This is a genomic window from Haloactinopolyspora alba (assembly GCF_003014555.1).
In the GTDB taxonomy this organism is placed as follows: domain Bacteria; phylum Actinomycetota; class Actinomycetes; order Jiangellales; family Jiangellaceae; genus Haloactinopolyspora; species Haloactinopolyspora alba.
Genome location: NZ_PYGE01000007.1, coordinates 121,629 through 146,696 on the forward strand (window position 1 = coordinate 121,629; position 25,068 = coordinate 146,696).

27 protein-coding genes are annotated in these 25,068 nt (G+C 71.0%); 10 read left to right on the forward strand and 17 right to left on the reverse strand.

Annotated features, from left to right (window positions below; all coding sequences use genetic code 11):
* Positions 1-63: 63 nt before the first annotated feature.
* Both CLV30_RS11670 and CLV30_RS11675 read left to right on the forward strand, forming a co-directional pair.
* The gene (locus CLV30_RS11670; RefSeq protein ID WP_106537383.1) at positions 64-1,041 is read left to right on the forward strand and encodes a quinone oxidoreductase family protein; all 978 of its coding nucleotides are present in this window, start codon (positions 64-66) and stop codon (positions 1,039-1,041) included.
* Positions 1,038-2,018: a LysR family transcriptional regulator gene (locus tag CLV30_RS11675; RefSeq protein ID WP_106537384.1), complete on the forward strand. Its 981-nt coding sequence runs from the start codon at positions 1,038-1,040 to the stop codon at positions 2,016-2,018. The genes CLV30_RS11670 and CLV30_RS11675 overlap by 4 nt, the downstream gene beginning before the upstream one ends.
* Before the next feature lie 49 nt (positions 2,019-2,067).
* Here the strand turns inward: CLV30_RS11675 and CLV30_RS11680 are convergent, their stop codons facing one another.
* From CLV30_RS11680 to CLV30_RS11725, 10 genes are all read right to left on the reverse strand, one after another.
* Positions 2,068-3,012 carry a sugar kinase gene (locus CLV30_RS11680; RefSeq protein ID WP_165358582.1) on the reverse strand — a complete coding sequence of 315 codons (945 nt, stop codon included), beginning with the start codon at positions 3,010-3,012 and terminating at the stop codon, positions 2,068-2,070.
* Positions 3,013-3,055: 43 nt separating this feature from the next.
* Positions 3,056-3,706, reverse strand: a complete 651-nt coding sequence (locus tag CLV30_RS11685) for an RraA family protein (RefSeq protein WP_106537386.1) — start codon at positions 3,704-3,706, stop codon at positions 3,056-3,058.
* 15 nt (positions 3,707-3,721) lie between these two features.
* Positions 3,722-4,078 (reverse strand): hypothetical protein, encoded by a 357-nt coding sequence (locus CLV30_RS11690; RefSeq protein WP_106537387.1) that lies wholly within the window; start codon positions 4,076-4,078, stop codon positions 3,722-3,724.
* On the reverse strand, positions 4,075-4,857 hold the full coding sequence (locus CLV30_RS11695) for an ABC transporter ATP-binding protein (RefSeq protein WP_106537388.1): 783 nt from the start codon (positions 4,855-4,857) through the stop codon (positions 4,075-4,077). The genes CLV30_RS11690 and CLV30_RS11695 overlap by 4 nt, the downstream gene beginning before the upstream one ends.
* A complete protein-coding gene (locus CLV30_RS11700) occupies positions 4,854-5,711 on the reverse strand; it encodes an ABC transporter permease (RefSeq protein WP_106537389.1) in 858 nt (285 codons plus the stop codon). Before CLV30_RS11700 ends, CLV30_RS11695 begins: the two co-directional genes overlap by 4 nt.
* Positions 5,708-6,505: an ABC transporter permease gene (locus tag CLV30_RS11705; RefSeq protein ID WP_106537390.1), complete on the reverse strand. Its 798-nt coding sequence runs from the start codon at positions 6,503-6,505 to the stop codon at positions 5,708-5,710. Before CLV30_RS11705 ends, CLV30_RS11700 begins: the two co-directional genes overlap by 4 nt.
* A 54-nt stretch (positions 6,506-6,559) precedes the next feature.
* A complete protein-coding gene (locus CLV30_RS11710; RefSeq protein WP_205740758.1) occupies positions 6,560-7,999 on the reverse strand; it encodes a mandelate racemase/muconate lactonizing enzyme family protein in 1,440 nt (479 codons plus the stop codon).
* A gap of 44 nt (positions 8,000-8,043) precedes the next feature.
* Positions 8,044-9,186, reverse strand: a complete 1,143-nt coding sequence (locus CLV30_RS11715; RefSeq protein WP_106537392.1) for an ABC transporter substrate-binding protein — start codon at positions 9,184-9,186, stop codon at positions 8,044-8,046.
* Between the two features lie 313 nt (positions 9,187-9,499).
* Entirely contained in the window at positions 9,500-11,284 is a 1,785-nt protein-coding gene (locus tag CLV30_RS11720; protein WP_106537393.1) for a glycoside hydrolase family 15 protein, read from the reverse strand.
* A gap of 1 nt (position 11,285) precedes the next feature.
* Positions 11,286-12,134: an SURF1 family cytochrome oxidase biogenesis protein gene (locus CLV30_RS11725; RefSeq protein ID WP_165358583.1), complete on the reverse strand. Its 849-nt coding sequence runs from the start codon at positions 12,132-12,134 to the stop codon at positions 11,286-11,288.
* 70 nt (positions 12,135-12,204) lie between these two features.
* Here CLV30_RS11725 and moaA point away from each other — a divergent pair, with 70 nt between their 5' ends.
* Complete coding sequence (moaA, locus tag CLV30_RS11730) at positions 12,205-13,194, forward strand: GTP 3',8-cyclase MoaA (protein WP_106537394.1); 990 nt, start codon at positions 12,205-12,207, stop codon at positions 13,192-13,194.
* 174 nt (positions 13,195-13,368) lie between these two features.
* Here the strand turns inward: moaA and CLV30_RS11735 are convergent, their stop codons facing one another.
* Positions 13,369-13,659 carry a DUF3099 domain-containing protein gene (locus CLV30_RS11735; protein WP_106537395.1) on the reverse strand — a complete coding sequence of 97 codons (291 nt, stop codon included), beginning with the start codon at positions 13,657-13,659 and terminating at the stop codon, positions 13,369-13,371.
* A 117-nt stretch (positions 13,660-13,776) separates the two neighbouring features.
* Here CLV30_RS11735 and CLV30_RS11740 point away from each other — a divergent pair, with 117 nt between their 5' ends.
* The 3 genes from CLV30_RS11740 (at position 13,777) to fabI (ending at position 15,692) form a co-directional block, all read left to right on the forward strand.
* Complete coding sequence (locus CLV30_RS11740; RefSeq protein WP_106537396.1) at positions 13,777-13,986, forward strand: dodecin; 210 nt, start codon at positions 13,777-13,779, stop codon at positions 13,984-13,986.
* A 186-nt stretch (positions 13,987-14,172) separates the two neighbouring features.
* Complete coding sequence (gene fabG / locus CLV30_RS11745; protein ID WP_106537397.1) at positions 14,173-14,877, forward strand: beta-ketoacyl-ACP reductase; 705 nt, start codon at positions 14,173-14,175, stop codon at positions 14,875-14,877.
* A 26-nt stretch (positions 14,878-14,903) separates the two neighbouring features.
* The gene (fabI, locus tag CLV30_RS11750) at positions 14,904-15,692 is read left to right on the forward strand and encodes an enoyl-ACP reductase FabI (protein ID WP_106537398.1); all 789 of its coding nucleotides are present in this window, start codon (positions 14,904-14,906) and stop codon (positions 15,690-15,692) included.
* Positions 15,693-15,753: 61 nt separating this feature from the next.
* On the opposite strand, the gene CLV30_RS11755 is transcribed toward fabI, so the two are convergent.
* The 3 genes from CLV30_RS11755 to CLV30_RS11765 form a co-directional block, all read right to left on the reverse strand.
* Positions 15,754-16,851, reverse strand: a complete 1,098-nt coding sequence (locus tag CLV30_RS11755) for a polyprenyl synthetase family protein (protein WP_106537399.1) — start codon at positions 16,849-16,851, stop codon at positions 15,754-15,756.
* A gap of 69 nt (positions 16,852-16,920) precedes the next feature.
* A complete protein-coding gene (locus CLV30_RS11760; protein ID WP_165358584.1) occupies positions 16,921-17,913 on the reverse strand; it encodes an ABC transporter substrate-binding protein in 993 nt (330 codons plus the stop codon).
* A 46-nt stretch (positions 17,914-17,959) separates the two neighbouring features.
* Positions 17,960-18,871 carry an IucA/IucC family C-terminal-domain containing protein gene (locus tag CLV30_RS11765; protein WP_106537401.1) on the reverse strand — a complete coding sequence of 304 codons (912 nt, stop codon included), beginning with the start codon at positions 18,869-18,871 and terminating at the stop codon, positions 17,960-17,962.
* A 108-nt stretch (positions 18,872-18,979) separates the two neighbouring features.
* On the opposite strand from CLV30_RS11765, the gene metF reads away from it, so the two are divergent.
* Positions 18,980-19,900 carry a methylenetetrahydrofolate reductase [NAD(P)H] gene (gene metF / locus CLV30_RS11770; RefSeq protein WP_106537402.1) on the forward strand — a complete coding sequence of 307 codons (921 nt, stop codon included), beginning with the start codon at positions 18,980-18,982 and terminating at the stop codon, positions 19,898-19,900.
* A gap of 81 nt (positions 19,901-19,981) precedes the next feature.
* Here metF and CLV30_RS11775 read toward each other — a convergent pair whose 3' ends face one another.
* From CLV30_RS11775 to CLV30_RS11785, 3 genes are read right to left on the reverse strand one after another with little or no spacing between them, the layout of a single operon-like run.
* Positions 19,982-21,400, reverse strand: a complete 1,419-nt coding sequence (locus CLV30_RS11775) for a phytoene desaturase family protein (RefSeq protein WP_165358585.1) — start codon at positions 21,398-21,400, stop codon at positions 19,982-19,984.
* A 22-nt stretch (positions 21,401-21,422) separates the two neighbouring features.
* On the reverse strand, positions 21,423-21,797 hold the full coding sequence (locus CLV30_RS11780) for a YbaK/EbsC family protein (protein WP_106537404.1): 375 nt from the start codon (positions 21,795-21,797) through the stop codon (positions 21,423-21,425).
* A gap of 24 nt (positions 21,798-21,821) precedes the next feature.
* Entirely contained in the window at positions 21,822-22,652 is an 831-nt protein-coding gene (locus CLV30_RS11785; RefSeq protein ID WP_106537405.1) for an SDR family NAD(P)-dependent oxidoreductase, read from the reverse strand.
* Positions 22,653-22,754: 102 nt separating this feature from the next.
* Between CLV30_RS11785 and CLV30_RS11790 the strand changes: the two genes are divergently transcribed.
* The 3 genes from CLV30_RS11790 to CLV30_RS11800 all read left to right on the forward strand — a co-directional run bounded on the left by CLV30_RS11790 (position 22,755) and on the right by CLV30_RS11800 (position 25,024).
* Positions 22,755-23,366: a TetR family transcriptional regulator gene (locus CLV30_RS11790; protein WP_165358586.1), complete on the forward strand. Its 612-nt coding sequence runs from the start codon at positions 22,755-22,757 to the stop codon at positions 23,364-23,366.
* 151 nt (positions 23,367-23,517) lie between these two features.
* A complete protein-coding gene (locus tag CLV30_RS11795; RefSeq protein ID WP_205740760.1) occupies positions 23,518-24,036 on the forward strand; it encodes an SAV_6107 family HEPN domain-containing protein in 519 nt (172 codons plus the stop codon).
* Between the two features lie 76 nt (positions 24,037-24,112).
* Positions 24,113-25,024, forward strand: coding sequence for a proteasome assembly chaperone family protein (locus CLV30_RS11800; protein WP_106537408.1), 912 nt, complete (start codon positions 24,113-24,115; stop codon positions 25,022-25,024).
* Positions 25,025-25,068: the final 44 nt, after the last annotated feature.

Consider the following 25,068-nt stretch of genomic DNA (forward strand, 5'->3'; position numbering starts at 1 on the left):
CCGCGGTCGTCGACGGCGGCCCCGCGGGCGTGTCGACGGGTCTTCGAGAGGAGCGGCGAGCGGATGCGAGCGGTACGAGCGATGCGGGCGGGCGGGCCAGAGGTGCTCGAGGTCGCCGAACTGGACCAGCCGTCTCCCGGACCGGGCGACGTGCTCGTCGAGGTCGCCGCGGCAGGCGTGAACTTCATCGACACGTACCGGCGCTCGGGCGTGTACCCGATGTCCTACCCGCACACCGTGGGCACCGAGGGTGCGGGCGTCGTCACCCGGGTCGGTGCGGACGTGACGGGCGTCGGCGTCGGAGACCGGGTGGCCTGGGCGAGCGCGGAGGGCAGCTACGCGGAGTACCAGGTGGTGCCGGCGGCCCAGGTGGTCCCGGTGCCGGACGAGCTCGACCTCAGCACCGCCGCTGCCGCACTTCTGCAGGGCATCACCGCCCACTTCCTGGTGAACTCGACGTACCGGGTGGGCGCGGACGACGACGTGCTGGTACACGCCGCCGCCGGCGGGGTCGGGCTGCTGGTCGTCCAGCTGGCGCACGCGCGCGGCGCCACCGTGATCGGCACCGTGTCCACCGCGGACAAGGAACGCCGTGCACGCGCGGCCGGTGCCGATCACGTGATCCGCTACACCGAGGTGGACGACGTCGCGGGCGAGGTCCGGGCGCTCACCGCGGGCCGGGGCGTGACGGTCGCCTACGACGGTGTCGGGCGCGACACCTTCGACGCCTCGCTGGCCGCCCTGCGCCGCCGCGGCATGCTCGTGCTGTTCGGCGGCTCCAGCGGGCAGGTGCAGCCGCTGGACCCGCAGCGCCTCAACCGCGGTGGATCGTTGTATCTCACCCGCCCGACCATCGGCGACTACATGGCCGACCGCGACGAGCTGCTGCACCGCGCGGGCGAGGTGTTCGGCGCGCTGATCGACGGCCGGTTGACGGTCACCGTGGCCGGTCACTTCACGTTCGAGAAGGCGGCCGACGCGCACAGCGCGCTCGAGGGCAGACACACGAGCGGCAAGCTCGTCATGGTGCCACAGGGATGAACACAGGCCCGAGCGCCGACGGCTACCGGCTCGAGTGGCTGACGAGCTTCCTGGCCGTGGTCGACCACGGCGGGTTCGCCGCGGCGGCCGAGCACACGTTCCGGTCCCAGCCGCGGGTCAGCACGCATGTCGCGGATCTGGAGCGGCGGCTCGGCGCCGTGCTGTTCGACCGTCGCGAGCGCCCGGTGCGGCTGACCGAGGCGGGGGTGGCGTTCCTGGCGCACGCCCGCGCGATCCAGCGTGAGCTGGAGGCGGGCGTGTCGGCGGTGCAGTCGGTCCTGGGGCTGCTGCGCGGACACGTACGGGTGGCCTGTTTCCCCAGCGCCGCGGCCGCGATGATGCCCAGGGCGATCATCGAGTTCGAACGGCTGCACGCGAACATCACCGTGTCCCTGGTCGAGGGCGACACGCTGAACATCGGCGAGGCCCTCTACGCCGGCGAGGCGGAGCTCGCCCTGCGGCCGGTGAACCCGCCGGCACGCGAGCACTCCCTCGAGTGGCACGTCCTGTGGGAGGAGCCGCTGGTGGCGGTGGTGGCCCGGGACGACGAACTGGCGACGGCCGAGCGGTTGACGTTGTTCGAGCTGAGCCGCCGCCCGCTGATCACCATCGGAAGCGGCCAGGAACATCAGGAGCACGCGTTCGAGGTGCACACGGCGCTCGCCGATGCGGGGCTGTCGCCGCGGATCCCGGTCCAGACCAACCAGCCGCAGACGCTCGTCGCGATGGCCCGCGCCGGACTGGGCGTCGGCATCACGAACCTGCTGGCGGCCTCGGTCTCCGACACCGAGGGCGTGGTGGTGGTGCCGCTGCGCGACGTCGTGCCGCACCGCGAGGTGGGTGTGTTCTGGGACACCAGCCGCCCGATGCAGCCCGCGACCCGCGCGTTCCTGGACCTGCTGTTGCAGATGCCGGTGCCCGAGCCGGTCGAGCTGTATCAGCGGCGCGAGCTCACCGGCCCCGGCTGCGGCCGCTGATCGTGTGCGCCCGCGGACCGGCTCATGGTCAGCCGGGCTGGTGGGCGGGTCAGGCGATGCTCAGCGACAGCTCGCCTGCCAGCCGGTCGGCCACCCGCCGCTGCGGTATCGAGTTCACCGCGCCCAGACCCTGCACCACGTGTGCGGCCGCGGCGGATCCGAGCAGCGCCGCCGCGGCGGGGGAGCGGCCCTCGACCGTGGCCACGGCGAACGCGGCGTTGAACGTGTCGCCGGCACCGGTCGGGTCCACGGCGCGCACGTCCAGGGCCGGCACCCGCGTGTAGTCGGCGGCCGAGGCGACCACGGCCCCGGCCGAGCCCATCTTGAGCACCGCGAGCGGGGCCCCCAGCTCCAGCAGTTCCATGGCGATGTCGTACGGGTCGTCACGTCCGGTGAGCAGTCTGCCCTCCTCGAGGTTGGGCATGACGACGTCACACATTGCCGCCGTGTAGCGGGTGACGGCCCGGGCCTCGTGCAGTGGCCACAGCTTCGGCCGGATGTTGGGGTCGTAGGTGACGATCGTGTCCGCGGCCCGGGCCCGCTCGACGGCCTGGAAGACGGCGTCGCACGCGGAGCGGCCGATGGCCTGGGTGATCCCGGTGACGTGGAGCAGCCGCGCCCGCTCGACCCACCCGTCGGGGATGTGCTCCGGGCACAGCTGCGCGGCGGCGGAGCCGTCCCGCCGGTAGACGAACTCCGCGGCCGAGCCGTCCCGGACGATGAAGTACAGGCCGGTCGGGTGCTCCGGGTCGGTCGCCACCCGGGACGCGTCGACGCCCTCGTCGCGCCACAGGTCCAGCAGCATCCTGCCGAACCTGTCGTCGCCGACGCGGGTGAGGTACCCGGCGCGGCCGTCGAGACGCGCGGTGGCGATCGCGAAGTTCGAGCTGTCGCCACCGAACCCGATGCTGTACAGGGCTCCGGATCGCGGGCCTCCGACGGCCTCCGCATTGAACTCGACGAGGGGCTCGCCGAAGGACACGATCTCTGCCACGGTCTCCACTCCTCCGTGCGTGGCCGGACGTCGGATGCGGACGTCAGATGCGGCCGTACCGCGCCATGCCCTCGGCCAGTGAACCGGTCTCGAGGATGAGCTTGGTCTGCTGGCGTTCCTTCTCCTCGATCTCCCGGGCGGTGGCGAGCGTCTCGTCGACGTGGGCGGCGGGAACGGCGACGACGCCGTCGCTGTCGCCGACGATCAGGTCACCTGGGGTGATGCGCACCCCTCCGCAGGTCACGGGCACGTTCGACTCGACCGTGCGGAACCTGCCGACGGTGGTGGCAGGGGTGGTGGAGCGGGCGAAGACGGTGAAGTCGAAGTCGCGGCCGATCTCCTCGACGTCCCGGACCCCGGCGTCGAGGACCGCCCCGGCGAGCTTGTTCGCCACCGCGCCGGCGGTCATGAGACCGCCCCAGACGGCGACCTCACTGGCTCCGTCGACGTCGATGACGACCACCGAGCCGGGCACCGCGGCATCGATGAGATCGAGGGCGAGCGTCGGCGGCTCGGCCTGGTCGGTCGGCTCCTCGCGTACGGTGACGGCCGGCCCGACGATCTTGTGGCCGACGCGCAGGCGGATCTGCGAGGACAGGAATCCCTGCACGCCGAGGGACTGCAGTGCGTCGCAGACCGACGCGGTGGTGACGGCGCGGTACCCGTCGATGGTGTCCTGGCTGTACGTGGTCATACTCGTGGTTCTCCTCTAGAGGTCGATGTCGAGTTCGGGCAGGTCGAGCGGGCCGAGGTGGTCGACCCAGTAGATGCGGGCGATGGAGTCGACGTCGTCGGGCGCGACCTCGCGCAGTTCGACGGTGTTGTCCTCGACACCGGCCACACGCCCGAACTCCTGCAGTTCGAGCGTGTGGAAGCGTTCCGGCGGAAAGTCGAGGGTGACGGCGACGCTGACAGGGGCATCGGCTTCGGAGGCCTGCTCGATCTCGGGGTCGATCTTGCCGCCGGCGGCCAGCGTGAGGTAAAGCTGCCAGCCCAGCCAGGCGACGAGCAGGACGATGAGGGTCCGGCCGCCTGTGCTGCGGATCGCCTTGGCGAGCAGGGTCACGGCGCCACCTCCGCGCCCTCGACGCCGAGCATGCCCATCAGCTCACGGCGGATGGACACGAAGTCCTCGTTCGTGTGCATGTCCGTCCAGGAGCGCGGCCGCTCGATCGGGATCCGGATGTCGGCCTGGACCTGGCTCGGACGGGTCGACAGCACGATGACGCGGTCGGACATGAACACGGCCTCGTCGACGTCGTGCGTGACGAACAGCACCGTCGTGCGGCGCAGGTCCCAGATCCGCAGCACCTCCTGCTGCAGGACCCGCCTGGTCTGCGCGTCGACACTGGCGAACGGCTCGTCCATCAGCATGATCGACGGCTCCGTCGCCAGCACCCGCGCGACGGCGGCGCGCTGGCGCATGCCGCCGGACAACTCGTGCGGGAACTTCCGCTCGAACCCCGACAGCCCGACGAGGTCGATCATCTCCTGCGCGGTGGCCTGTCGCTCGGCCTTGCCGACGCCGTTCATCTTCAGCCCGAAGGCCACGTTGGCCAGGACGGTCTTCCAGGGGAACAGCGCGAAGTCCTGGAACACCACGCCGCGGTCCGGTCCCGGGCCCGCGACGGGCACCCCCTCCAGCTGCACGGCGCCGCCGGTCGCCTCGACGAACCCGGCCACGATGTTCAGCACCGTGGTCTTGCCGCATCCGCTGGGCCCGATCAGCGAGACGAACTCGCCCGCGGGGATGGTGAACGAGACGTCGTCGATCGCGACGGTGTGCTCGTTCGTGTAGACGTCCGTGTAGACCTGGTTGAGCCGGTCCACCGTCAGGAAACTCATCGGCCGATTCCTTCCACGAGCCCCCAGCGCTCCACCGTCTCCTTCTCGAGCGGAGCGAGGACGAGGGCGTCGGTCATGTACCAGAGCACGCCGAGCACCGCCATGCCGACGAAGACGTGCGAGACGTCGCCCTGCCGACGGGCGTCGAACATCATGAAGCCGACACCGCTGGTGCCGATGATGATCTCGGCGGCGATCAGTGCCCGCCATCCGTAGCCGAGTCCGGTGCGTACGCCGCTGGACAGGCCCGGCAGCGCACCCGGGACGTAGACCTCCCAGAACATCCGCCAGCGGGAGGCGCCCAGGCTGGACGCCGCGCGCAGCAGGTTCGTCGGGATCGCGTCCAGGCCGGCGACGATGCTGATGATCAGCGGGAACACGACCGTGTAGACGATCACGACGGTGACCGACGTGAGGCTGAACCCGAACCAGATGATCACGATCGGTAGCCAGGCGATGTCGCCGATCGCCTGGAAGAACAGCAGCAGCGGCCAGCTGAACCGGCGCGCGTGCCGGTTCAGCCCGATCAGGAAACCCAGCGCCACGCCGACCAGCAGGCCGACGCCGGTTCCGACGGCCAGCCGGGTCAGCGAGTCCACGATGTACGCGGGCAGGATCCCGCGCTGGACCGACGTGAGCAGGCTGTCGGCGACGGTGGCCGGGCCGACGAAGAACGCGCTCGGGAACACGCCGAGTTCGGCGACGACCGCCCAGACCGCGATGACCACGGCGAACGGGAACAGCGTCGTGACCAGCGGGCGGCGGCGCAGCGCCCGCCAGCGTGCGGCCGCGGAGGTGCCCGTCCTGCGCGGCGGGTCCGGTCGGGAGGTCTTCGCTGTCGTCTGCACGCTCATGCCCGCGCCTTCCGTTCACCCGACCAGCGCTGGATCGTCCGGCGCTCGAAGGGGGCCAGCAACAACCGGTCCATGACCAGCCAGAGCACGCCGATGAGGATCATCATCAGGATGATCACGTCGGTCTCGTAGTACTGCCGGGCGAGGAACAGCGTGTACCCGAGCCCGGTGCTCGTCGCGATGATCTCGGCGGCGATCAGCCCGCGCCAGGCGAACCCGAGACCGACGCGCAGCCCGGTGACGATGTTGGGCAGCGCACCGGGCAGGTAGACCTCCCAGAACATCTGCCACCGGGACGCGCCGAGGCTGCGCGCGGCGCGCAGCAACGACGTTCCCGTCTGGCGCACCCCGAGCATCGAGTTGTAGACGATCGCGAAGAACACGGCGTTGAACACCACGAAGACGACGGCGCCGTTGCCGTAGCCCAGCCACAGCGTCGCCAGCGGGATCCACGCGATTCCGGCCAGCGCCACCGAGAATCGCAGTAGTGGCGAGAAGAACGTCGACAGCGCGGCGCTCATCCCCATCAGCAGCCCGGCCGGCACTCCGACCGCGACCGCGATGCCGGCGCCGAGGAACACCCGGCCCAGGCTGGACAGCACGTGCGGGATCAGTTCCCCGGCCGCCGTCTGGTCGACCAGGGCCGACCAGACGGCGGGCGCGGAGGGGAACGTCCGCGGTGAGACGTCCAGCGCCGGTATCGCGACCAGCCAGGCCGCGAGCAGCACGACGAACGGGCTCAGGAACCACGCGGCCGATTCGACCCGAGCGCGGGTCCGGATCTTGTGCGTCATCGTCAACGGACGACTCCTCGCATCTTCACAGGTGGTACGGGGTCCGGGGCCGCGTCAGCTCCAGATCCGGTCCCAGGACTTGTTCTCGTTCCACTCGTCGGACTTGGGGAAGAGCTTGGTGCCCTTCTTCAGGAACTTCTTGGCGGCGTCCAGATTCAGGTCGACGCCGAGTCCCGGCCGGTCGGTGAGGGTGTAGAAGCCGTCCTTCATCAGCGGCTTGTCCATCCCGTCGACGAGGTCGTCCCAGCCGTCGACGTCCCAGGCGTGGTACTCCTGAGCCTGGAAACCGTTGGTCGCGGCGGCGATGTGCGCGGACGCGATGGCACCGATGGGTGAGCCGGCATAGTGCAGCATCGTCGCGATGTGGTTGCGTTCGGCGTAGTCGCCGATGCGTTTGGTCTCCAGGATGCCGCCGGCGGTCGCCGGGTCGGGGTGGATGAGCTCGACCATGCCGTCGTCGATGATCTTCTGGAAGGCGTCGAACCCGTACATGTCCTCGCCGGTCATCGTCGGCACGTTGACGCTCTCGGTGATCTGGCGCCAGTCGTCGTGGTAGAACCACGGCACCAGGTCCTCCTGGTAGGCCAGGTGGAACTCCTGGAACCGGTTGGTCAGCCGGATCGCGGTGTCCACCCCGAAGTGGCCGGTGTGGTCCATGCCCAGCGGGATGTCGTAGCCGATGGCGTTGCGGACGGCGGCCACGTACTTCGCCATCTCGTCCAGGCCCTTGTCGGTGATCTGCACCTGGGTGAAGGCGTGCTCGGTCATGCCGTAGCTCTTCGGGTCGCCGTTGTACTGGCCGAGGTCACCGCCCCACAGGCTCTCGCCGACGATCGTGCCGGGGATGTCCTTGACGATGGACAGGCCGAGATCCATCTTGAGGAAGGTGACGCCGGCGTCGACGCGTTCCTTCATCCGGGCGGCGTACTCTTCGGGGTCCTCGGACTCGGTGGCGTCGGTGTAGACGCGGACCTTGTTGCGATACTGACCGCCGAGCATCGCGTACACGGGCACGCCGTACGCCTTGCCGGCGAGGTCCCACAGCGCCATCTCGACCCCGGACACGCCGCCGCCCTGCCGGCCGTGCCCGCCGAACTGCGCGATCCGCTTGAACAGCATCTCGACGTTGCACGGGTTCTCGCCGAGCAGCCGGCTCTTGAGCATCAGCGCGTACCGCGGGTCGGCGTCGTCGCGCACCTCGCCCCAGCCGGTGATGCCCTGGTTGGTGTCGATGCGCACGATCGGGCTGGTGAACGGTACGCCTTCCAGCACGGCGATGCGCAGGTCGGTGATCTTCAGCTGCGACGGCTTCGAGGCGCGGCTGACGTTCTGGGTGGCGTGGGCGACGCGGTCGTCGATCGGCAGCGACGAGGCGGCGGCGAGGCTCACGCCACCGGCGCCCACCGCGGCGGCGGACTTGATGAACGAACGCCGCCCGGAGCGGCGGCCGTCGGGCCGTACGACCTGTTCGTGCTGTTCGGGGGTGCTGGACATGCTGACTCCTTCCATCGGGGGGAACGGAAAAGCAGTCGGTCGGTTCAGCTTCCGCACTGCCGCGCGGACGGATCGAACGAGAAGTCCTCGGTGACCTCGGCGCTCTCGGGAATGGGAGGAAGGTCTTCGAACAGCTCGGGTGACTCGGAGACGACCTCGTTGATGGCCGCGGGTTCGAAAACCGACGCCGGATCGAACGTGTCGTCGATCGATCCGAGGTCGTGCAATGTTGTCATCGCGGAATTCAGCGCGGCGTAGTTGCACGCCGATATCCGCGGGTCGAGTTGTTGGATGTTGTGCTGCATCGCCTCTTTGGCGATCGCGGGGTCGAGATTGGACAGCCAACGTGAGGCGACACCGGCGGCGTCGTCGGGATTCTTACGCATCCACTGGTCCGCGGCGGCACGTGCGGTGAGGAAGCGCTTGACGAGGTCCGGGTGCTGCTCGGCCCACTCGCGCTCGGCGACGAGGTAACCGATGAAGCCGATGTAGCCGCCGCCGCGGGTGACCTCGTAGGCGCCTTCGACCTGCTGCTCGATCAGCAACGGCCACGGGTCCCAGACGATGGCCGCGTCGATGCCGCTGGTCTGCAGGGCCACACCCATGTCGGGTGGCGCGGTGTTGACGATCTCGACGTCCTCCGGAGTCATCCCGTGCTCCTTCAGGGCGGCGAGCAGGTAGAGATGGTTGATCGAACCCACCGCGACACCGACTTTCTTGCCGGCCAGCGTCGACAGATCGTCTTCCTTGATGCCCGAGTCCGCGCGGGCCATGACCGCCATCGTCTCGTCGATGCCCAGCTGGGACGCGCTTCCGGTGTAGTTGCCGAGGATCACGTAGTCGGCACCGCTGAGCACGGCGCCGATCAGCGGCGTGCCGACCTGGGCGATGTCGATCTGCCCGGTGTCGAGGGCGTTGAGCATGTCCACGCCGGTGGCGAAAGGCTCCTGGACCTCGACCCGGACGCCGGCGGCCTCGAAGTATCCCTTGTCCAGCGCCGCCGGCAGGCCGATCTGGTCGATGGCGCCGACCATGCCGGCCGAGATCTGCGCTTCGCCTTCCGCGGTGGCTCCGCCGCCACTACTGCCGCCGCCGCTGTCGTCGTCGGAGCCGCCGCACGATGTCAGCGCGGCGCACACCGCGAGCGCCGCGGTGGCGCCGGCAACGGCGCGTCGTGTTGAGAGCATGACTGTCCCACCTCTTCTCAAGGCATGAATCGAGCGTGGTGATCGGTGTCCGTCAGTCGCACGAATGCGTTGGCGCTTTGACGTTGCCAGGACATTAACCAGCGCCGATCCGGCGGTGAAGGGCGGATGTGGAATGTGTCCTATTCAGGACCCGGATACTGCCTGCTCGGCGGCGGAACGAACGCGGCCGGCGGCGCGGTAATTCGGTATTCGAATTCGGATCGTGCGCAATGTGTCGCCCCCGTGATCGTCGGGCGGTTGTCGGTCACGGGACCGGACAAGTGCCCACGATCACGGGGCGACGGCGTGGAACTCAGGCGTGCCCGGTCGCGGGGCCGGGCATCTCGGCGATCAGATAGGCCGCCGTCACCAGCGGGATGTGGCTCAGCGCCTGCGGGAAGTTCCCCACCATCCGGCCGGTCCGCGGGTCGTACTCCTCCGCCAGCAGGCCCAGGTCGTTGCGCAGCGACAGGAGCCGTTCGAACAGCTCACGGGCGCGTTCCGGCCGCCCGGTCAGGTGCAGCGCCTCCACCATCCAGAACGAGCAGGCCAGGAACGCGCCCTCGTCGCCGGGCAGGCCGTCGACGCCGTCGCCGCGGTAACGCAGCAGCAGGCCCGAGTCGACGGACAGCTCCCGCTCGACGGCGTCGACGGTGCCGATCACCCGCGGGTCGTCCGGGGGCAGGAACCCGACGATCGGGATCTGCAGGAGCGCGGCGTCCAGCGTCGGCTCACCGTAGGACTGGGTGAACGTCGACCGCTCGGAGTCGTAGCCGTACTTCGTGACCTCCGACAGGATCGTGGCGCGCATCGCCCGCCACCGGTCGATGTCGCCGCGCATCTGGTTCTGCTGCAGGGTCTGCACCGCGCGGTCCGCGGCGACCCAGGCCATCACCTTCGAGTGCACGAAGTGCCGGCGAGGCCCGCGGACCTCCCACAGCCCTTCGTCCGGCTCCTGCCACGCCTTCTCGAGGTGCTCGAGCAGCTTCTCCTGCAGTGCCCACGCATGCTGCTCGAGGGGCAGGCCGTGCTGGCGGGCACGGGCGAGCGTGTCCAGCACCTCGCCGTACACGTCGATCTGCAGCTGTTCGGCGGCGGCGTTGCCGACCCGTACCGGGCTCGAGCCCTCGTAGCCGCCGAGCCAGTCCAGCTCGTACTCCGCCAGCCGTCGCTCGCCGGCGAGGCCGTACATGATCTGCAGCTCGCCGGGGTTGCCGCCGATGGCGCGCAGCAGCCAGTCGCGCCACTCGCGCGCCTCGTCGACGTAGCCGCTGCGGATCAGCGCGTCCAGCGTGAACGCGGAGTCGCGTAGCCAGCAGTACCGGTAGTCCCAGTTGCGCACGCCGCCGATGTCCTCCGGCAGCGAGGTGGTCGGCGCGGCGACGATGCCCCCGGTGGGGGCGAAGGTGAGTGCCTTGAGCGTCAGCAGCGACCGGATCACCGCGTCGCGGTACGGCCCCTGGTAGGTGCACCGCGACGCCCACTCGTTCCAGAACGCCTCGGTCGTGTCGAGGGCGTGGCGGGGGTCGACCGGCGCCGCCGGCGGCTCGTGCGACGGCGACCAGGCGAGCACGAACGCGACTCTCTCGCCCTCGTTGACGATGAAGTCCGAATGGGTGGTCAGCGCCCGTCCGTACGTCGGGACGTCGCAGTGCAGGGCCACCGAGTCGGGACCGGCGACACCGACGATCATCCCGTCCTTACGGTGCATCCACGGCACCGACCGCCCGTAGTCGAAGCGCAGCCGCAGCTCGCTGTGCATGGCCACGCGCCCGGAAATGCCCTCGACGATGCGCACCAGGTCGTGCTGGCCGCTGCTGGGCGGCATCAGGTCGGTGACCTTCACGCTGCCGTCCGGGGTGTCCCAGACGTGCTCGAGGATCAGCGTTTCGCCGCGGTACCAGCGGCGATCCGCCTGGCCGGCGCCGGTGGGCGCCATCCGCCAGTAGCCGTGCTTCTCGGTGCCGAGCAGGGCGGCGAAGCAGGCGGCGGAGTCGAAGCGCGGCAGGCAGAGCCAGTCGATGGTTCCGTCGCGGTCGACGAGCGCGGCGGTGTGCAGGTCGCCGATGATCCCGTGGTCCTCGATCAGCCCAGTCATGTCACCTGTCTACCTGGTCGCGGCCTCCACCGTGTGCACGTGCGGCAGGTTCGCCGGCCGCGTGGTCGCCGGAGTCTTCCCCGGGTCCCGAGCTGTCGCCGTGGCCGGGCTCGGCCGCCGCCTCGGCGCGGCCGCGGGCCTCGGCGCGCACCAGTAGCACGTACCCGCTGACGCCGACGACGGCGAACAGGAACCACTGCACCGCGTACGACAGGTGCGGCCCGGACTCGGTCTCCGGCGCCGGGATGGTGCGCAGCTCGCCGGAGCCGGCGGGATCCTGCGCGGTCCGCTCGATCCACGCGCCGTACAGCGGGTACGGCATCGTCTCGGCGATGCCCGCGATGTCGACGTAACGGATGTCCCCGCGTGCGGCGTCGCCGCCGGTACCCTGGCCCGTTTCGCTCGTCCGCGCCCGTCCGGTCACGGTGACCCGCCCCTCGGGAGGCGGCGGAATGGGCACTTCGTCGTCGCGGGTGCCTTCGGACGCGACGTAACCGCGGTCGACCAGGACCGCGTTCCCGTCGTCGGTCACCAGCGGCGTCAGCGCGTGCACGCCGGGCACGCCGTTCACCGGACGCAGCCGCAGGATCAGTGCGTTGTCGGTGTCGTAGCGTCCGGTGACCTGGACCGTGCGCCACTGGTCGTCGTCGGCGAGGGCGGCGCCGGGCGCGGCGAGCCGGTCGATCGGCACCGCGTCGTCGTCGACGTTCGCCTCGACGACGTCGTTGTGCGCGGTGCGCTGCTCGTTGCGGTCGAGCTGCCAGATCCCCAGCCGGACGCACACGAGCACCAGGAGTATCCCGGCGATGGTGCGAACCAGCCACCGGCGGCTGGCCAGGAACCTGTACACGCTGCCGACCGTAGTCGCCGCGTCAGCACGCGTGCCGACAGGGGTCGCAGAATGGTCGTAGGGTGGTGGTGTGTTGGTAGACCGGTTCGGGCGTATCGCCACTGACCTGCGTGTGTCTCTGACCGATCGGTGCAACCTGAGATGCACGTACTGCATGCCGGAGGAAGGGCTCGCCTGGCTGCCTCGCGAGTCGCTGCTCACCGACGACGAGGTCGTGCGGCTGGTGCGCATCGGTGTGGAGCGCCTCGGCATCCGCGAGGTCCGCTTCACCGGCGGCGAGCCGCTGCTGCGCCGGGGCCTGGTGGACATCGTCACCGAATGCGCCGCGCTGCGGCCACGGCCGGAGCTGTCGTTGACCACCAACGCGGTCGGCCTCGCCCGCGTCGCCGAGACGCTGGCGACCGCCGGGCTCGACCGCGTCAACGGCTCGATCGACACGCTGAGCCACGAGCGGTTCGAGACGATGACGCACCGGCGCCGCCTCGACGACGTGCTGGAAGGGCTGGCCGCGGCGCGTGCCGCCGGACTCGAGCCGGTGAAGATCAACGCGGTGCTGATGCGCGGCATCAACGACGACGAGGCGCCCGACCTGCTGACCTGGGCGCTGGAGCAGGGCTACGAGCTGCGCTTCATCGAGCAGATGCCGCTGGACGCCCAGCACGGGTGGGACCGGGCGGCCATGGTGACCGCGGACGAGATCCTGACCTCGCTGCGGACGAGGTACACGCTCAGCCCGATCGGCGACGTCGAGCGCGGCAGCGCGCCGGCCGAGACGTGGCTGGTCGACGGCGGCCCGCAGCGGGTGGGTGTCATCGGGTCGGTGACCCGGCCGTTTTGTGGTTCGTGTGACCGGACCCGGCTCACCGCCGAGGGCGAGATCCGCAACTGCCTGTTCGCCCGGCACGAGTCCGACCTGCGGACGCCGCTGCGCGCCGGCGCGGACGACGCCGAGCTCGCGTCGCGCTGGGAGATGGCGATGGCCAGCAAAGCTGCTGGTCACGGCATCGACGACGAGGGTTTCCTGCAGCCGACGCGGCCGATGTCGGCGATCGGTGGCTGAGCCGAGACGCACGTGAATCGCCGGGCACCCACGGCGCCCGGCGAGAGATGACGACGTCGGGCAGCCACGGGGGAAGCCGCCCGACGTCGCCGGTACGCGTCGCACCGACGGGGGAATACGGAACGCGCGCGATGGGGAGTATTGCACGCGAGCAGACGTCTCCGGAAGAGCCTCCTACTCATTGATTCGATCATCGCGGGTCCGTGCGGCAGGTAGCTCTGCGCGGGGTTTCGGCGGCACCGGAGACAGCTCGCCCGAGGCCGGACGGCGGGTCGCGTTCGCGACGACGACGGCGACGTAGGGCAGGACGACAGCCCCGACGATAAAGATCCAACGTAGCCATCCGTCGGTCACGACAGCCAGCGGCAGGCAGGCGATGCGGATTCCCATCATGATCAGGTAGCGCCGCTGCCGCCCGGACACGTCGGTGCTGTTACCGGCGGCGGCCGTGGTGACCGAAGGCACCGGATCGTCCCTCCGGTGTCGGCTCGGGCCGTTCGCACCGCTCACCTTCCAACCGTAGGCCAGAATCGCTGGAGTGAAACATCCGCAGTCCGGGTTTTGCGCGACGAAGGAGGAACCATGAACCGCACTTATCGAGTGAGCGAGATCGTCGGCACGTCGACCGACAGCGTCGACGACGCGGTACGCAACGGCATCGGACGCGCCGCCCAGACGCTGCGGCACCTCGACTGGTTCGAGGTGACCGAGATCCGCGGACAGATCGTCGACGGCGAGGTCGAGCACTTCCAGGTCGGCATGAAGGTCGGTTTCCGCCTCGAAGACGCGTGAGGGGAGGTTGTGCCCGTGCGCGCTGTCCTCGCCCGCGGCTCGCTCGTTCCTCGCTCGCCGATGCCCGACCGAACCCTGGCCGTCGCAGGCGGGCGCAACCTCTCCGGGTCTGTTGGAGGCAGCGGCGGGGCGACTGGCGGGATCCGGTAGCGTCGACGCGGTCCGCCTATGAGAGGAGCTGCGAAGGTGAGTCGCTCGGTTCTGGTGACCGGCGGAAACCGCGGCATCGGCCTGGCCATAGCCCGCTCGTTCGCCGAAGCAGGCGACGCCGTCACCGTCACCCATCGTGGCGGTGAGCCCCCTTCCGGGCTGTCCGGCGTGCGCTGCGACGTGACCGACATGAGCTCGGTCGAGTCGGCTTTCGACGAGGTCGAGTCCACCCAGGGGCCGGTGGAGGTGCTCGTCGCCAACGCCGGCATCACCCGCGACACGTTGTTGCTGCGCATGGGTGAGGACGAGTTCACCGACGTCGTCGACACCAACCTGACCGGCGCGTTCCGGGTCGCCAAGCGCGCGGCCAAGGGGATGTTGCGTGCGCGTCGCGGGCGGGTGGTGTTCATCTCCAGCGTGGTGGGGTTGCTCGGCTCGCCCGGGCAGGTCAACTACGCCGCCAGCAAGGCCGGGCTCGTCGGCATGGCCCGTTCCATGGCTCGCGAGCTGGGCAGCCGCGGCATCACCGCGAACGTCGTCGCGCCGGGGTTCGTGGAGTCGGACATGACCGACGAACTGTCCGACGAGCGGCGCGAGCAGATCCTGGCGGAAGTGCCGCTGGGACGCTACGCCTCGGCCGACGAGGTGGCCCGGGTCGTGCGCTGGGTCGCCAGCGACGACGCGGCGTACGTGACCGGCGCGATCATCCCGGTCGACGGCGGTCTGGGCATGGGACATTGACGGACGAGAGCGCAGGAGAGCCGAACATGAGCGAGCCGACCGTACCGGGCGGGCGCATCCTCGAGGGCAAACGGATCCTGGTCACGGGCGTGCTGACGGACTCGTCGTTCGCCTTTCACACAGCACGGCTCGCCCAGCTGGCCGGCGCCACCGTGGTGGTCACCGGGTTCGGCCGGATGAGCCTGGTCGAGCGGATCGCGAAGCGGCTGCCGCACGAGGCGCCGGTGCTGGAGCTCGACGTCCAGGACGACACGCACCTGGACAGCCTGGCCGAGCGGGTCGGCGAGCATGTCGACGGGCTCGACGGCGTCGTGCACTCGATCGCGTTCGCGCCGACCACCGCGCTCGGCGGGGCGTTCCTGGACACGACGTTCGACGACGTGTCGACGGCGATGCAGGTGTCGGCGTACTCGCTGAAGTCGCTCACGACGGCCACCCTGCCGTTGATGCCGTCGGGCGGTTCCGTCGTCGGGATGGACTTCGACGCCCAGGTGGCCTGGCCCGGCTACGACTGGATGGGTGTCGCGAAGGCCGGCCTGGAGGCGACGACGCGGTACCTGGCGAAGTACCTGGGGGAGCGGCATGTCCGGGTGAACCTGGTGTCGGCCGGGCCGGTGAAGACGATGGCCGCCCGCTCGATCCCGGGGTTCGACCAGTTCGAGGGGGTCTGGGACGAGCGCGCCCCGCTGGGGTGGGACCTCGGCGACCCGGAGCCCGCCGCGCGCGGCGTCGTGGCGTTGCTGTCGGACTGGTTCCCCAAGACGACCGGCGAGATCGTCCACGTCGACGGCGGCGTGCACGCGATGGGTGCGTGAGGCACCCTCTTCCCATGATCATCGGCACTTTCCCGGCCACACGGCCGGAAAGTGCCGATGATCATCGGGAGCGGTCGGTGGCGAGCTCGATCAGCCTGGCCAGCGCCGTGTGCCCGTCCGCGGTGACCTGCGCCGTGTCCAGCGCCGTGTACGCCTCCGCGACGAGCTCGGCCACCCGCGCCTCGACTCTGGCCAGCGCGTCGGTGCGCACCAGCACGTCGCACAGCCGCTCGATGCCGTCGGGGTCGAGAGCCGGGTCGCCGAGCAGGCGCTCGACCAGCTCCGTCTGCGCGGTATCGGCGCGTTCCAGCGCGTACGCGACCAGCACGGTCCGTTTGCCCTCGCGCAGGTCGTCGCCCGCGGGTTTACCGGTACGGTCCGGGTCGCCGAAGACGCCGAGGATGTCGTCACGCAGCTGGAACGCCTCGCCCAGCGCGGCACCGTAGCGGTGCAGCGGCGCCAGCGCGGCGTCGTCGGCGCCTGCCAGGCACGCGCCGATGGTCAGCGGATGCTCGACGGAGTAGCGCGCCGCCTTGTACCTGATCACGGTGCGGGCGCGCTCGGCCTGACCGTGCGGGCGGCTCGCGCCGCTGGCCTGCTCGAGAACGTCCAGGTACTGGCCGGAGCCGACCTCGGTGCGCATCCGGTTGAACACCGTGCGGGCACGGCGTAAGCCGGCCGCATCGACAGCCGCGGAGTCGAACAGCTCGTCGCTCCACCCGAGCAGCAGGTCACCCAGCAGGACGGCGGCCGCGGCGCCGAAGGCGTCCGGGGCGCCGCGCCACCCGTCGTCACGGTGCACCCCGGCGAAGCGCCGGTGTGCCGACGGTTCGCCGCGCCGCGTGTCGGAGCCGTCGATGACGTCGTCGTGCACCAGCGCGGAGGCCTGGAACAGCTCCAGCGCGGCCGCCGCGGTCAGCACCGCGTCGTCGTCCGGAGCGCCTCCGACCGCGCGCCAGCCCCAGTAGCAGAAGGTCGGGCGCAGCCGTTTGCCGCCGCGGAGCAGCCTGGCCCCGGTGTCGAGCAGGACCACCGCGTCGGCGCTCACCTGGTGCACCAGGGCGCGTTGCCGTTCGAGGAACTGCTCGATGACACGGTCGACGCGCGGTCGGACGTCGTCCACCGGGTGCGTCGGCCGGGGAGAGGCGGCGGTATCCACGGTGGTCAGGCTAAGCGGTCCGGTCGGCGGCCGTCGTGCGCCCTCCGGGCCCTCCGGTGGCGGGACATCTCAGCCGGCTCCGAGCGCGGCGTCGATGTCGTCGAGGATCCGGTGCGCACCGCGGTATGTCGAGCTGCCCCAGACGTCGTAATCCGCATGGTGGACATCGCCGCGCTGCGCGGCGCCGAGGTTGCGCCAGAGCCCGGACGAGGTGATCTGGTCGCGGGCGCCGGTGTTGTCGTCGTTGGCCATGGTGAAGATCACGTCGGCGTCCGTGCGCGGGATCAGCTCGAGGCTGATCTCGATGAAGTCGCGGTCCGGATCCGGTTCGAGGTGACCCTCCGGGCGGGCGAAGCCGACGTCGTCGACCACCTGTCCGGGGAATGACCGCGGCGTCTCGATCCGCAGCACGTCGGCGGCCTGCACGCGGACCAGCGAGACGGTGATCGCCGACGGGTCGCCGACGGACTCGCGGACCTGCCGCACGTGCTCGTCGTACTCGGCGACGATCTGGTCGGCTCGGTCGCCGGCGCGGAGCACCTCCGCGAGGTCGGTGAGGTGCGTGCGCCAGCTCTCGGTCCCGGCCCATTCCAGCGAGACGGTCGGCGCGATGCGGTCCAGGTCGTCGTAGGCCTCGGCGAAGCCGGCGACGTCGACGGAGAGGATCAGGTCCGGCTCGGCGGCCGCGAGCGCCTCGATGTCCGGCTCGCGGGTGCCGGCGACGATCTCGAGCTCGTCGGCCGGGTAGTCGTCCGGCAGGAACGGCCCGAGGTCGGCGCCGTCGGCCTCGCCCGCTCCGGTCGCGACCGGGTCGAAGCCGAGGTTGACGAGCGCCGACAGGGTCGGCCGCCACAGCACGGCGATGCGCTGCGGGTCGTCGGGAACCTCGGTCTCGCCTTGTGCGTGCTGGACGGTGTGGGTGTCGTCCGGTGACGAATCCGCGGCGGAGTCGTCGCCGCATCCGGCGGCCACGGCGGCCGTCGTGACCAGGGCGAGCAGGCCGGCGACGCGCCGCCGGAAGGACAGGGGCACGGACAGCGGCACGGAGAGGGGCACGGACATCGGCATGGCGGACCTCACGGGCTCGTGCGGGCTCGGACGCGACGGATCAGTGCGTGGGTGACTCCAGCGCGGCGCGGCGGCGGTCGGCGCGCACGTCGTCGCCGACGTACGGGCAGCCTCCGCAGAACTCTTGTGGCCGCTGCGCGGCGTCACGGGGGTGCAGGTCCTGTTCGAGGTACTTCAGGCAGCAGGTGCCCTTGACGGTGCTGACGGCGGTGCCGCCCGTCCAGGGGATCTCGAGCAGCCGGGGACGCCGCCTGACCGGGGCGCCGAGCGCGGCCAGCCGGTCGACGACGCCGTGCGTGCGCCGCCAGCACTCGTGTGGGTCGAGCCCGCCGAGGTTGGCGGCCAGTACCGCCGGTCCGGCCAGCCGGTCGGCGACCGCGCTCCACATGTTCGCCCTGCTGTAGCGGGCGAGGCGGGTGGCGGCCTCGATGACGGGCGTGAGCACCGTGTGCAGGCGGACCGCGATCAGTTCGGCCAGCGCGTCGTGGTCGAGGGGCACGGGGCCCGGGCGGCCGGTGACGTCGCGGCTGTCGCGGACCGGGTCGTCCGGACCGACCTCGACGGCGCCCGCGGGCAGCGCCAGCCGGTCGAACTGCTCACCGTCGAGGCGGACCGCGGCGTGTTCGTCGTCGATGGGAAGACCGCGGCCCTGCAACAGGTAGGCGGCCATCAGCGGAGTCGCCACGCTGCCGGTGAGCCGCAGGACCAGGTACGAGGCGGCGACCGTGCGATGCCCGCCCGCAGCGGCGGTCAGCCGGTCCAGCCAGGCGCCGACCTGGGCCTCGGTGACCGCGGACAGGGCGACCCAGCCGTCACCGTCGGGTGCGGCCGGGGTGAAGGCGAACGTGTCGTGCACGCGTCCGAGCTCGTGCGCGACGGCGACGAGCGCAGCGGGCGTGCTGTCCGTCCCGGGGCGCGGGAGGGCCGCGAGGTCGGCCGTGACGAGTGGCATGTACGGTCCAGACGATCAGGGAGCAGTGTGGGTTAGGTGTTACTAACCTAACGTCTACCATGTGGCGCGCGCGAGTCACCCCCGGGCGGTGGCCGTTATCCTGTTCGGATGGTTTTGGAGCAACTGCCCACATCACCGGACGCGGCACAGTCCGTCGGTGAGCTGTTGGCCTCAGGGGAACAGTCGTTCTCGTTCGAGTTCTTCGCCCCGAAGACCGAGGACGGTGAGACGACGTTCTGGCGGACCATCCGTGAGCTCGAGCGGCTCTCGCCGACCTTCGTGTCCGTGACCTACGGCGCGGGCGGAACGAGCAGAGAGAGCACCGTCCGCATCACCGACGGTCTCGCGCGTGAGACCACGTTGACCACGGTCGGGCACCTGACGGCTGTCAACCATTCGGTCGCCGAGCTGCGCCACGTCATCGGCGAGTACTGCGACGCGGGCATCCGCAACGTTCTCGCGCTGCGCGGCGACCCGCCGGGCGACCCCGGCGCCGAGTGGGTCAAACACCCGGAGGGGTTCGAGTACGCCGAAGAGCTGGTGCGCCTCATCCGCGAGATGGGCGACATCTGCGTGGGCGTCGCTGCGTTCCCGGAGAAGCACCCGCGTGCGCCAGACGTGGAGACCGACGCCAAGTTCCTGGTGCGCAAGTTCCGCGCCGGTGCCGAGTACGCCATCACCCAGATGTTCTTCCACGTCGAGGACTACCTGCGCATGCGCGACCGGGTCGCCGCGGCCGGGGGAGAGGCGCCGATCATCCCGGGGATCATGCCGGTGACGAACGTCCGCCAGATCGAGCGGTTCGCCACCCTGTCCGGCGCCGACTTCCCGGCCGACCTCGCCGAACGGCTGATGGCCGTCGAGCACGACCCGGAGGCCGTGCGCTCCATCGGCGTCGAGGTCGCCACCAAGCTGTGTGAGCGGCTGCTGGCCGAGGGGGTGCCGGGTCTGCACTTCATCACGCTGAACCGGTCGACGGCCGCCCGCGAGGTGTACGAGGCACTGGGACTCGCCAACCGCACCACCTGAGCCGGCGCCCGCCGGCCGCGGTGACGGCACGTTCCGCCCGAGGCCGCCGGAGACCACCCGCGGCGGTGGTCTCCGGCGCCCTCATGCGCGGCCGACGCGGTCGGCGACGAGGCCGGAGGAGATGACCCCCATCGGCACGCCGGGCCCGGGATGTGCGCCGGCCCCGGCGAGCAGCAGCCCGTCGACGCGTGTCGACGGGCCCGGGCGGCTCACGTAGGCCGGCGGGTCGCCGGAGCGCTCGCCGTGCACACGGCCCCCCGGAGCGCCGACGCGGTGCGCCCAGTCGTACGGCGTGCGCACCAGGAGCGGCGCGATCTCGGCGGCTGCGGGCCCCAGGGCTCCCGCGGCGACGGCGTGCCGGATCAGCGCCGCGGTGTGGCGGTCGGCGACGCCGGGAGCGGTCCAGTCGAGTGCTGCGCGTCCGGTGCCGTGCGGGGCGCAGTCGGCGTTGATCACCCAGATGACCTCCGGCCCGGCTGCGTCGCCGGCCCGGTGCACCGTCATGGCCGGGCGGTCTCCGGCGGGCGGCAGTACGACGCGGGCGCCGTCCTGCGCCCGGGGCCCGGCCGGCGCGCGGAGCACGACGCACAGGCACGAGCGCCCGGACGGGCGGCCCGGATCGCGGCGGAGCCCGGTCGCGAGGTCCGTCAGACTCCGTCGCGGATCGCGGAGCAGCGGCACCGGGACCAGTTCGCGCACCGCGGCGGGCTGGACGGCCGCCACCATGAGATCGGCGCCGAGCCGCTCGCCGTCCGCCAGCACGACAGCCGTCGCGCGCCGGCCGGAGCCGACGTCGATCGCCTGCACGGCCGTGTCGGTACGGACGCGGGCTCCGCGTTGTTCGGCCCGGTCCCGTAGGGCGTCCACGAGCCGGCCCGGTCCGCCGCGGACGGTCCAGGTGCCGAACGCCTGCTCGAGGTACGGCAGCACGGTGACGGACTCGGGGGCACCGGCTGGGTACTCGCCGACGGTCGTCGCGTGCCAGCCGAGCAGCGACCGCAGCCGGTCGTCATGCAGGTGCGCCGTGTACTCGTCGAGCGCCGCGACCCGGGTGCCGGCGCGCGCGGCGTAGCCCATGACACGCGGGCGCAGCGTGCGCCAGAGCGCGTCGCCGTGCCGGACGACGGAGTCCCACTCGGCGCCGGATCCAGCGCCGAGCGCGTCGTCGAACGCGCGCCTCGCCCCGGCACTCGTGGCGTTCGGCAGTTCCACCACCGAACCGTCGCCGAACAGCACCCGCATGGCCGGATCGGCCGGAACCAGGTCGAGTTCGCGCTCGAGGGGACGCCCGGTCGAGCGGAACAGCTCACGCACCGGGGCGGGAAGTGTGAACGCCGCGGGGCCGAGGTCGACGACCCCGCCGTCCAGCTCGACCCGGTCGATCTGGCCGCCGACCGTCGACGAGCGCTCGAGGACGGTGACGTCGTGGCGCAGGTCGGCCAGCCTGAGCGCGGTCGCGAGCCCGGCCAGGCCGGCTCCGATCACCACGACCTTCGCCACGTCGCGTCTCCCGCGGGCGCCGTCAGCCCGCGACGTCGACGGGTGTGCCGCCGGTGACCCGGACCAGCTCGTCGAACGTGGTCGCGAACACGGTGTGCGGATGACCGGCGGCCGCCCACACGCGGTCGTGCTCGGCCAGTCGGGTGTCGACGAACGTCCGGATCGGGGCCGGGTGGCCCACGGGCGCGACCCCGCCGATGGCCTGGTCGGTGTGCTCGCGGACGAACGCGGCGCCGGCGCGGCCTACCTGCACGGCACCGGCGGCTCGGGCCAGCGCCGCGGTGGGGGCGGACTCCGGCAGCACCGTGATCTCGCGGTCGACGCCCGCCGCGCGCAGTGCCGAGCGCACCTGGGCGACCTTGGGGTGGTTCGAGGTGTCCTGGGTCGAGCTGGTCACGGCAACCGAGCTTACCGTCCGACGTCATCGCAGCAGTTCTTCGGAGCGGTCCCAGAGCCGGCGGGCCAGGACGGCGTCGTCGGCCTGCCGGTTCGTGCGCTTCGCGGGCCGGCGCTTCTCGTAGTACGTGCCGGACTCCCACTCCACGCCGGGCCGGCTCTCGGCGAGCCAGGCCAGCTGGTCGGCGCCCTTCTCCGGGGTGGTCAGCATGGCGCGGGTGATGCGGTTGGTGGTGATGAACCTCATCAGCCGGCTCTCGGACCGGGTGCCGAAACTCGTCGCCACGTTGCCCGGGTGGAAGGCGGCGGCGGAGAGGCCGTGGGAGTGGTATCGGCGGTGCAGTTCCCTGGTGAACAGGATGTTCTCGAGCTTCGCCGCGTTGTAGACGCGTACCGGGCCGAAGTTCCGGTCGTGGTCGAGGTCGTCGACGTCGAGTGTGTCCGCCATGCGCGCGCCCACGCTCGAGGTCTGGATCACCGTCGCGTTGCTGGCGACGAGCGTGTCCGTCAGGAGCTTGGTGAGCAGGAACGGCGCCAGGTGGTTGATCTGGAAGGTCCGCTCGAAGCCGTCGGCGGTCTTGGCGCGATCGCCGAAGACACCGCCGGCGTTGTTGGCGAGCACGTCGATGCGCGGGTAGGCGGTGCTCAGTTCGCCGGCGAGCTCGCGGACGTCGTCGAGGCGCGTGAAATCGGCGACGTAGTGGTCCACGCCGATCTCGGCGGCGACGGCGCGGGTCTTCTGCGGCGAGCGGCCGACGATGGCGACGCGGTGGCCGTCCCGGTGGAGCATGCGGGCCGCTGCTGCGCCGATGCCGTCGCTGGCTCCGGTGACGACGATGGTCTTGCCCTCGGTCATTGGTCTTCCCCTCGTGGCTGAACCGACGCTTGCAGATGACAGCGTACGCCTAGGATGGCAGTTACTGTCATTCTGGACGGAGCCTGTTACTGTCTGGGCATCATGAGCGAGAAACAGCGCGATCTCCGGGAGCGCACCCGTCGGGCGGTGCGGAACGAGATCGCCGAGGCCGCCAACGAGCTGTTCGTCGAACGCGGCTTCGAGGCCACGACCATCGACGACATCGCCGCAGCCGTCGGCATGTCCCAGCGCAGCGTCTTCCGCTACTTCTCGTCCAAAGAGGAGGTCGTTCTCGGCAAGTTCGACCTCGTCGTGGACGACATGCTCGCCGCCCTGCGTGCGCGCCCGGCCGACGAGGCGGTCTGGACGTCGCTGCGCCGAGTGTTCGACGTGCTGACGTCCTTGGCGGAGATGCCGGGCAGCGTCCGGATGGTGGAGCCGATCCATCGAATGGTCTTCGAGACTCCCGTGCTGTTGGCCGGTTACCTGCAGAAGCTGCAGCACATGCAGGACGCTGTGGTCGCCGAACTGATGGATCGCGCCGAGGCGGCCGGCACGCCCTACGCCGCCGACGATCCGACGCCCCGCGCCCTCACCGCCGCGGCGTTCGGGTGTCTCGTGGCCGCGCAGCACTCCTGGCTCGCATCCGGCGCGCAGGGTTCGTTCACCGATGCCGTCGACCGCGCCATGGCCACCGTCGGCCCGCGCGCCTGACGTCCGCGCCGCATCGTGCCGGCGGCCGTGACGCGGCGCCGGATCTCGGCGCGCCGTCGGTGAGCGTTCGGTGTTGACGGGCTGTCGGTCCCGAGGTGTACAGTCTTCAGCGTATCGAACAAAAGTTCGAACGGCATGTTCGGAGGCGACGGTGACAGTTGAATTCCAGCAGGTCAGCAGGGCGACGCACGGTTCGGACGCGTCCCGGCCCGGGCGCTCGCGCCCACCGATGGGGCACGCCACGCTGGACCTGATCGATCAGGCGCGGGCGTGCCTGGCGGAGTCCGCGACGGCGGGCACGGCGAACGACCGGTTCGTCGCGGCGCACCTGGGCGCGCTGCGAGCGGCAGCGGCGGTGCTGGCCGCGCGGGCGCGGCCGGTCAACCCACGCCGCTCGGGGCGCAGCGCGCGGCGCGGCCACGGCCCGCGGAACGTGTGGGAGCTGCTCCCGGGGGTGGCGCCCGAGCTGTCCGAGTGGGCCGCGTTCTTCGCCGCCAACGCGGGGAAGCGGTCGGCGGCTCAGGCGGGGCTGCGCTCGGCGGTGACGGTCCGCGAGGCCGACGATCTGCTGCGCGACGCGGACGCGTTCCTCGGCCTCGTCTGCGTGCTGCTGGGCCTGCCGTATCAGGAGCCGGTGGACGTCTGCGTGGTCGCCACCGCGCACGAATGATCTGTTCCGGGAAGCGTGCGGGCCGGTTCGGTGTTGTACGTGGTGTCCGTGTCCACACGACGTCTGGAGCCTGGTCATGTCGAACGGCAGTGATCTGTACGAGTTCGTCGGTGAACTGCCCGAGCCGGAGTCGCCGGTCCTCGTCTACTGGTTCGACGGGTTCGTCGATGCAGGGAAGGCCGGCAAGGGTCTGATCGACCATCTGCTGGCGACCCTCGATCACGAGGTCGTCGCGCGGTTCGACGTGGACACGTTGATCGACTACCGCTCCCGCCGGCCGGAGATGCGCTTCGCCGACGGCGCGTTCCAGGAGTACGCCGCACCGGAGCTGACGCTTCGCCGGGTCCACGACGACACCGGGTCGTCGTTCCTGCTGCTGTCCGGTCCTGAGCCGGACGTGCGGTGGGAGGCGTTCGCCGCCGCCGTCATCGACCTGGTCGAACGGCTAGACGTCCGGTTGTCCGTCGGCGTGCAGGGCATTCCGAACCCGGTTCCGCACACCCGGCCGATCGGTGTGCTCTCGCACGCCACCCGGCCCGAGCTGCTCGACGGCAACGGCATGGTCGATGTCGAGCTGCGCGTTCCGGGAAACGTCTCGTCGCTGCTCGAGTACCGGCTGGGTAAGGCCGGGAAGGATGCCATCGGGCTGGTGGCGCGGGTGCCGCACTACCTCGCGGAGTCCGATTACCCGCAGGCGTCGCTGAGCCTGCTACGGGCGCTGAGCAGCGTCAGCGGGCTGTTGTTGCCGTCGGACGACCTCGTCGAGGCCTCGCGCCGTGCCGACGAGCTGGTGCAAGAGCAGGTCGAGGGCAACGAGCAGGTGGCGAAGGTCGTGCACGCGCTCGAGAGTCAGTACGACGCGTTCGCGGGCAGCGAGAGCCGGGGCAGCCTCATCGCCGAACAGCAGGCGGTGCCCAGCGCCGACGAGATCGGCGCGGAGCTCGAGCAGTTCCTCGCCGAGCTCAGCGACGGTGACGACGGCAGCTGACACCGGAACTCCGGCCGGCCGGGCCGGTGTCGCGGTGCCCGCGC

Excerpts from the sequence above, each read along its gene's own strand:
- CLV30_RS11670 (WP_106537383.1), top strand. The coding sequence starts at position 64 with ATGCGAGCGGTACGAGCGATGCGGGCGGGCGGGCCAGAGGTGCTCGAG.
- CLV30_RS11675 (WP_106537384.1), top strand. The coding sequence starts at position 1,038 with ATGAACACAGGCCCGAGCGCCGACGGCTACCGGCTCGAGTGGCTGACG.
- CLV30_RS11685 (WP_106537386.1), bottom strand. The coding sequence starts at position 3,706 with ATGACCACGTACAGCCAGGACACCATCGACGGGTACCGCGCCGTCACC.
- CLV30_RS11695 (WP_106537388.1), bottom strand. The coding sequence starts at position 4,857 with ATGAGTTTCCTGACGGTGGACCGGCTCAACCAGGTCTACACGGACGTC.
- CLV30_RS11700 (WP_106537389.1), bottom strand. The coding sequence starts at position 5,711 with ATGAGCGTGCAGACGACAGCGAAGACCTCCCGACCGGACCCGCCGCGC.
- CLV30_RS11705 (WP_106537390.1), bottom strand. The coding sequence starts at position 6,505 with ATGACGCACAAGATCCGGACCCGCGCTCGGGTCGAATCGGCCGCGTGG.
- CLV30_RS11710 (WP_205740758.1), bottom strand. The coding sequence starts at position 7,999 with ATGTCCAGCACCCCCGAACAGCACGAACAGGTCGTACGGCCCGACGGC.
- CLV30_RS11715 (WP_106537392.1), bottom strand. The coding sequence starts at position 9,186 with ATGCTCTCAACACGACGCGCCGTTGCCGGCGCCACCGCGGCGCTCGCG.
- CLV30_RS11720 (WP_106537393.1), bottom strand. The coding sequence starts at position 11,284 with ATGACTGGGCTGATCGAGGACCACGGGATCATCGGCGACCTGCACACC.
- CLV30_RS11740 (WP_106537396.1), top strand. The coding sequence starts at position 13,777 with ATGAACCGCACTTATCGAGTGAGCGAGATCGTCGGCACGTCGACCGAC.
- fabI (WP_106537398.1), top strand. The coding sequence starts at position 14,904 with ATGAGCGAGCCGACCGTACCGGGCGGGCGCATCCTCGAGGGCAAACGG.
- CLV30_RS11760 (WP_165358584.1), bottom strand. The coding sequence starts at position 17,913 with ATGTCCGTGCCCCTCTCCGTGCCGCTGTCCGTGCCCCTGTCCTTCCGG.
- CLV30_RS11765 (WP_106537401.1), bottom strand. The coding sequence starts at position 18,871 with ATGCCACTCGTCACGGCCGACCTCGCGGCCCTCCCGCGCCCCGGGACG.
- metF (WP_106537402.1), top strand. The coding sequence starts at position 18,980 with ATGGTTTTGGAGCAACTGCCCACATCACCGGACGCGGCACAGTCCGTC.
- CLV30_RS11785 (WP_106537405.1), bottom strand. The coding sequence starts at position 22,652 with ATGACCGAGGGCAAGACCATCGTCGTCACCGGAGCCAGCGACGGCATC.
- CLV30_RS11790 (WP_165358586.1), top strand. The coding sequence starts at position 22,755 with ATGAGCGAGAAACAGCGCGATCTCCGGGAGCGCACCCGTCGGGCGGTG.
- CLV30_RS11800 (WP_106537408.1), top strand. The coding sequence starts at position 24,113 with ATGTCGAACGGCAGTGATCTGTACGAGTTCGTCGGTGAACTGCCCGAG.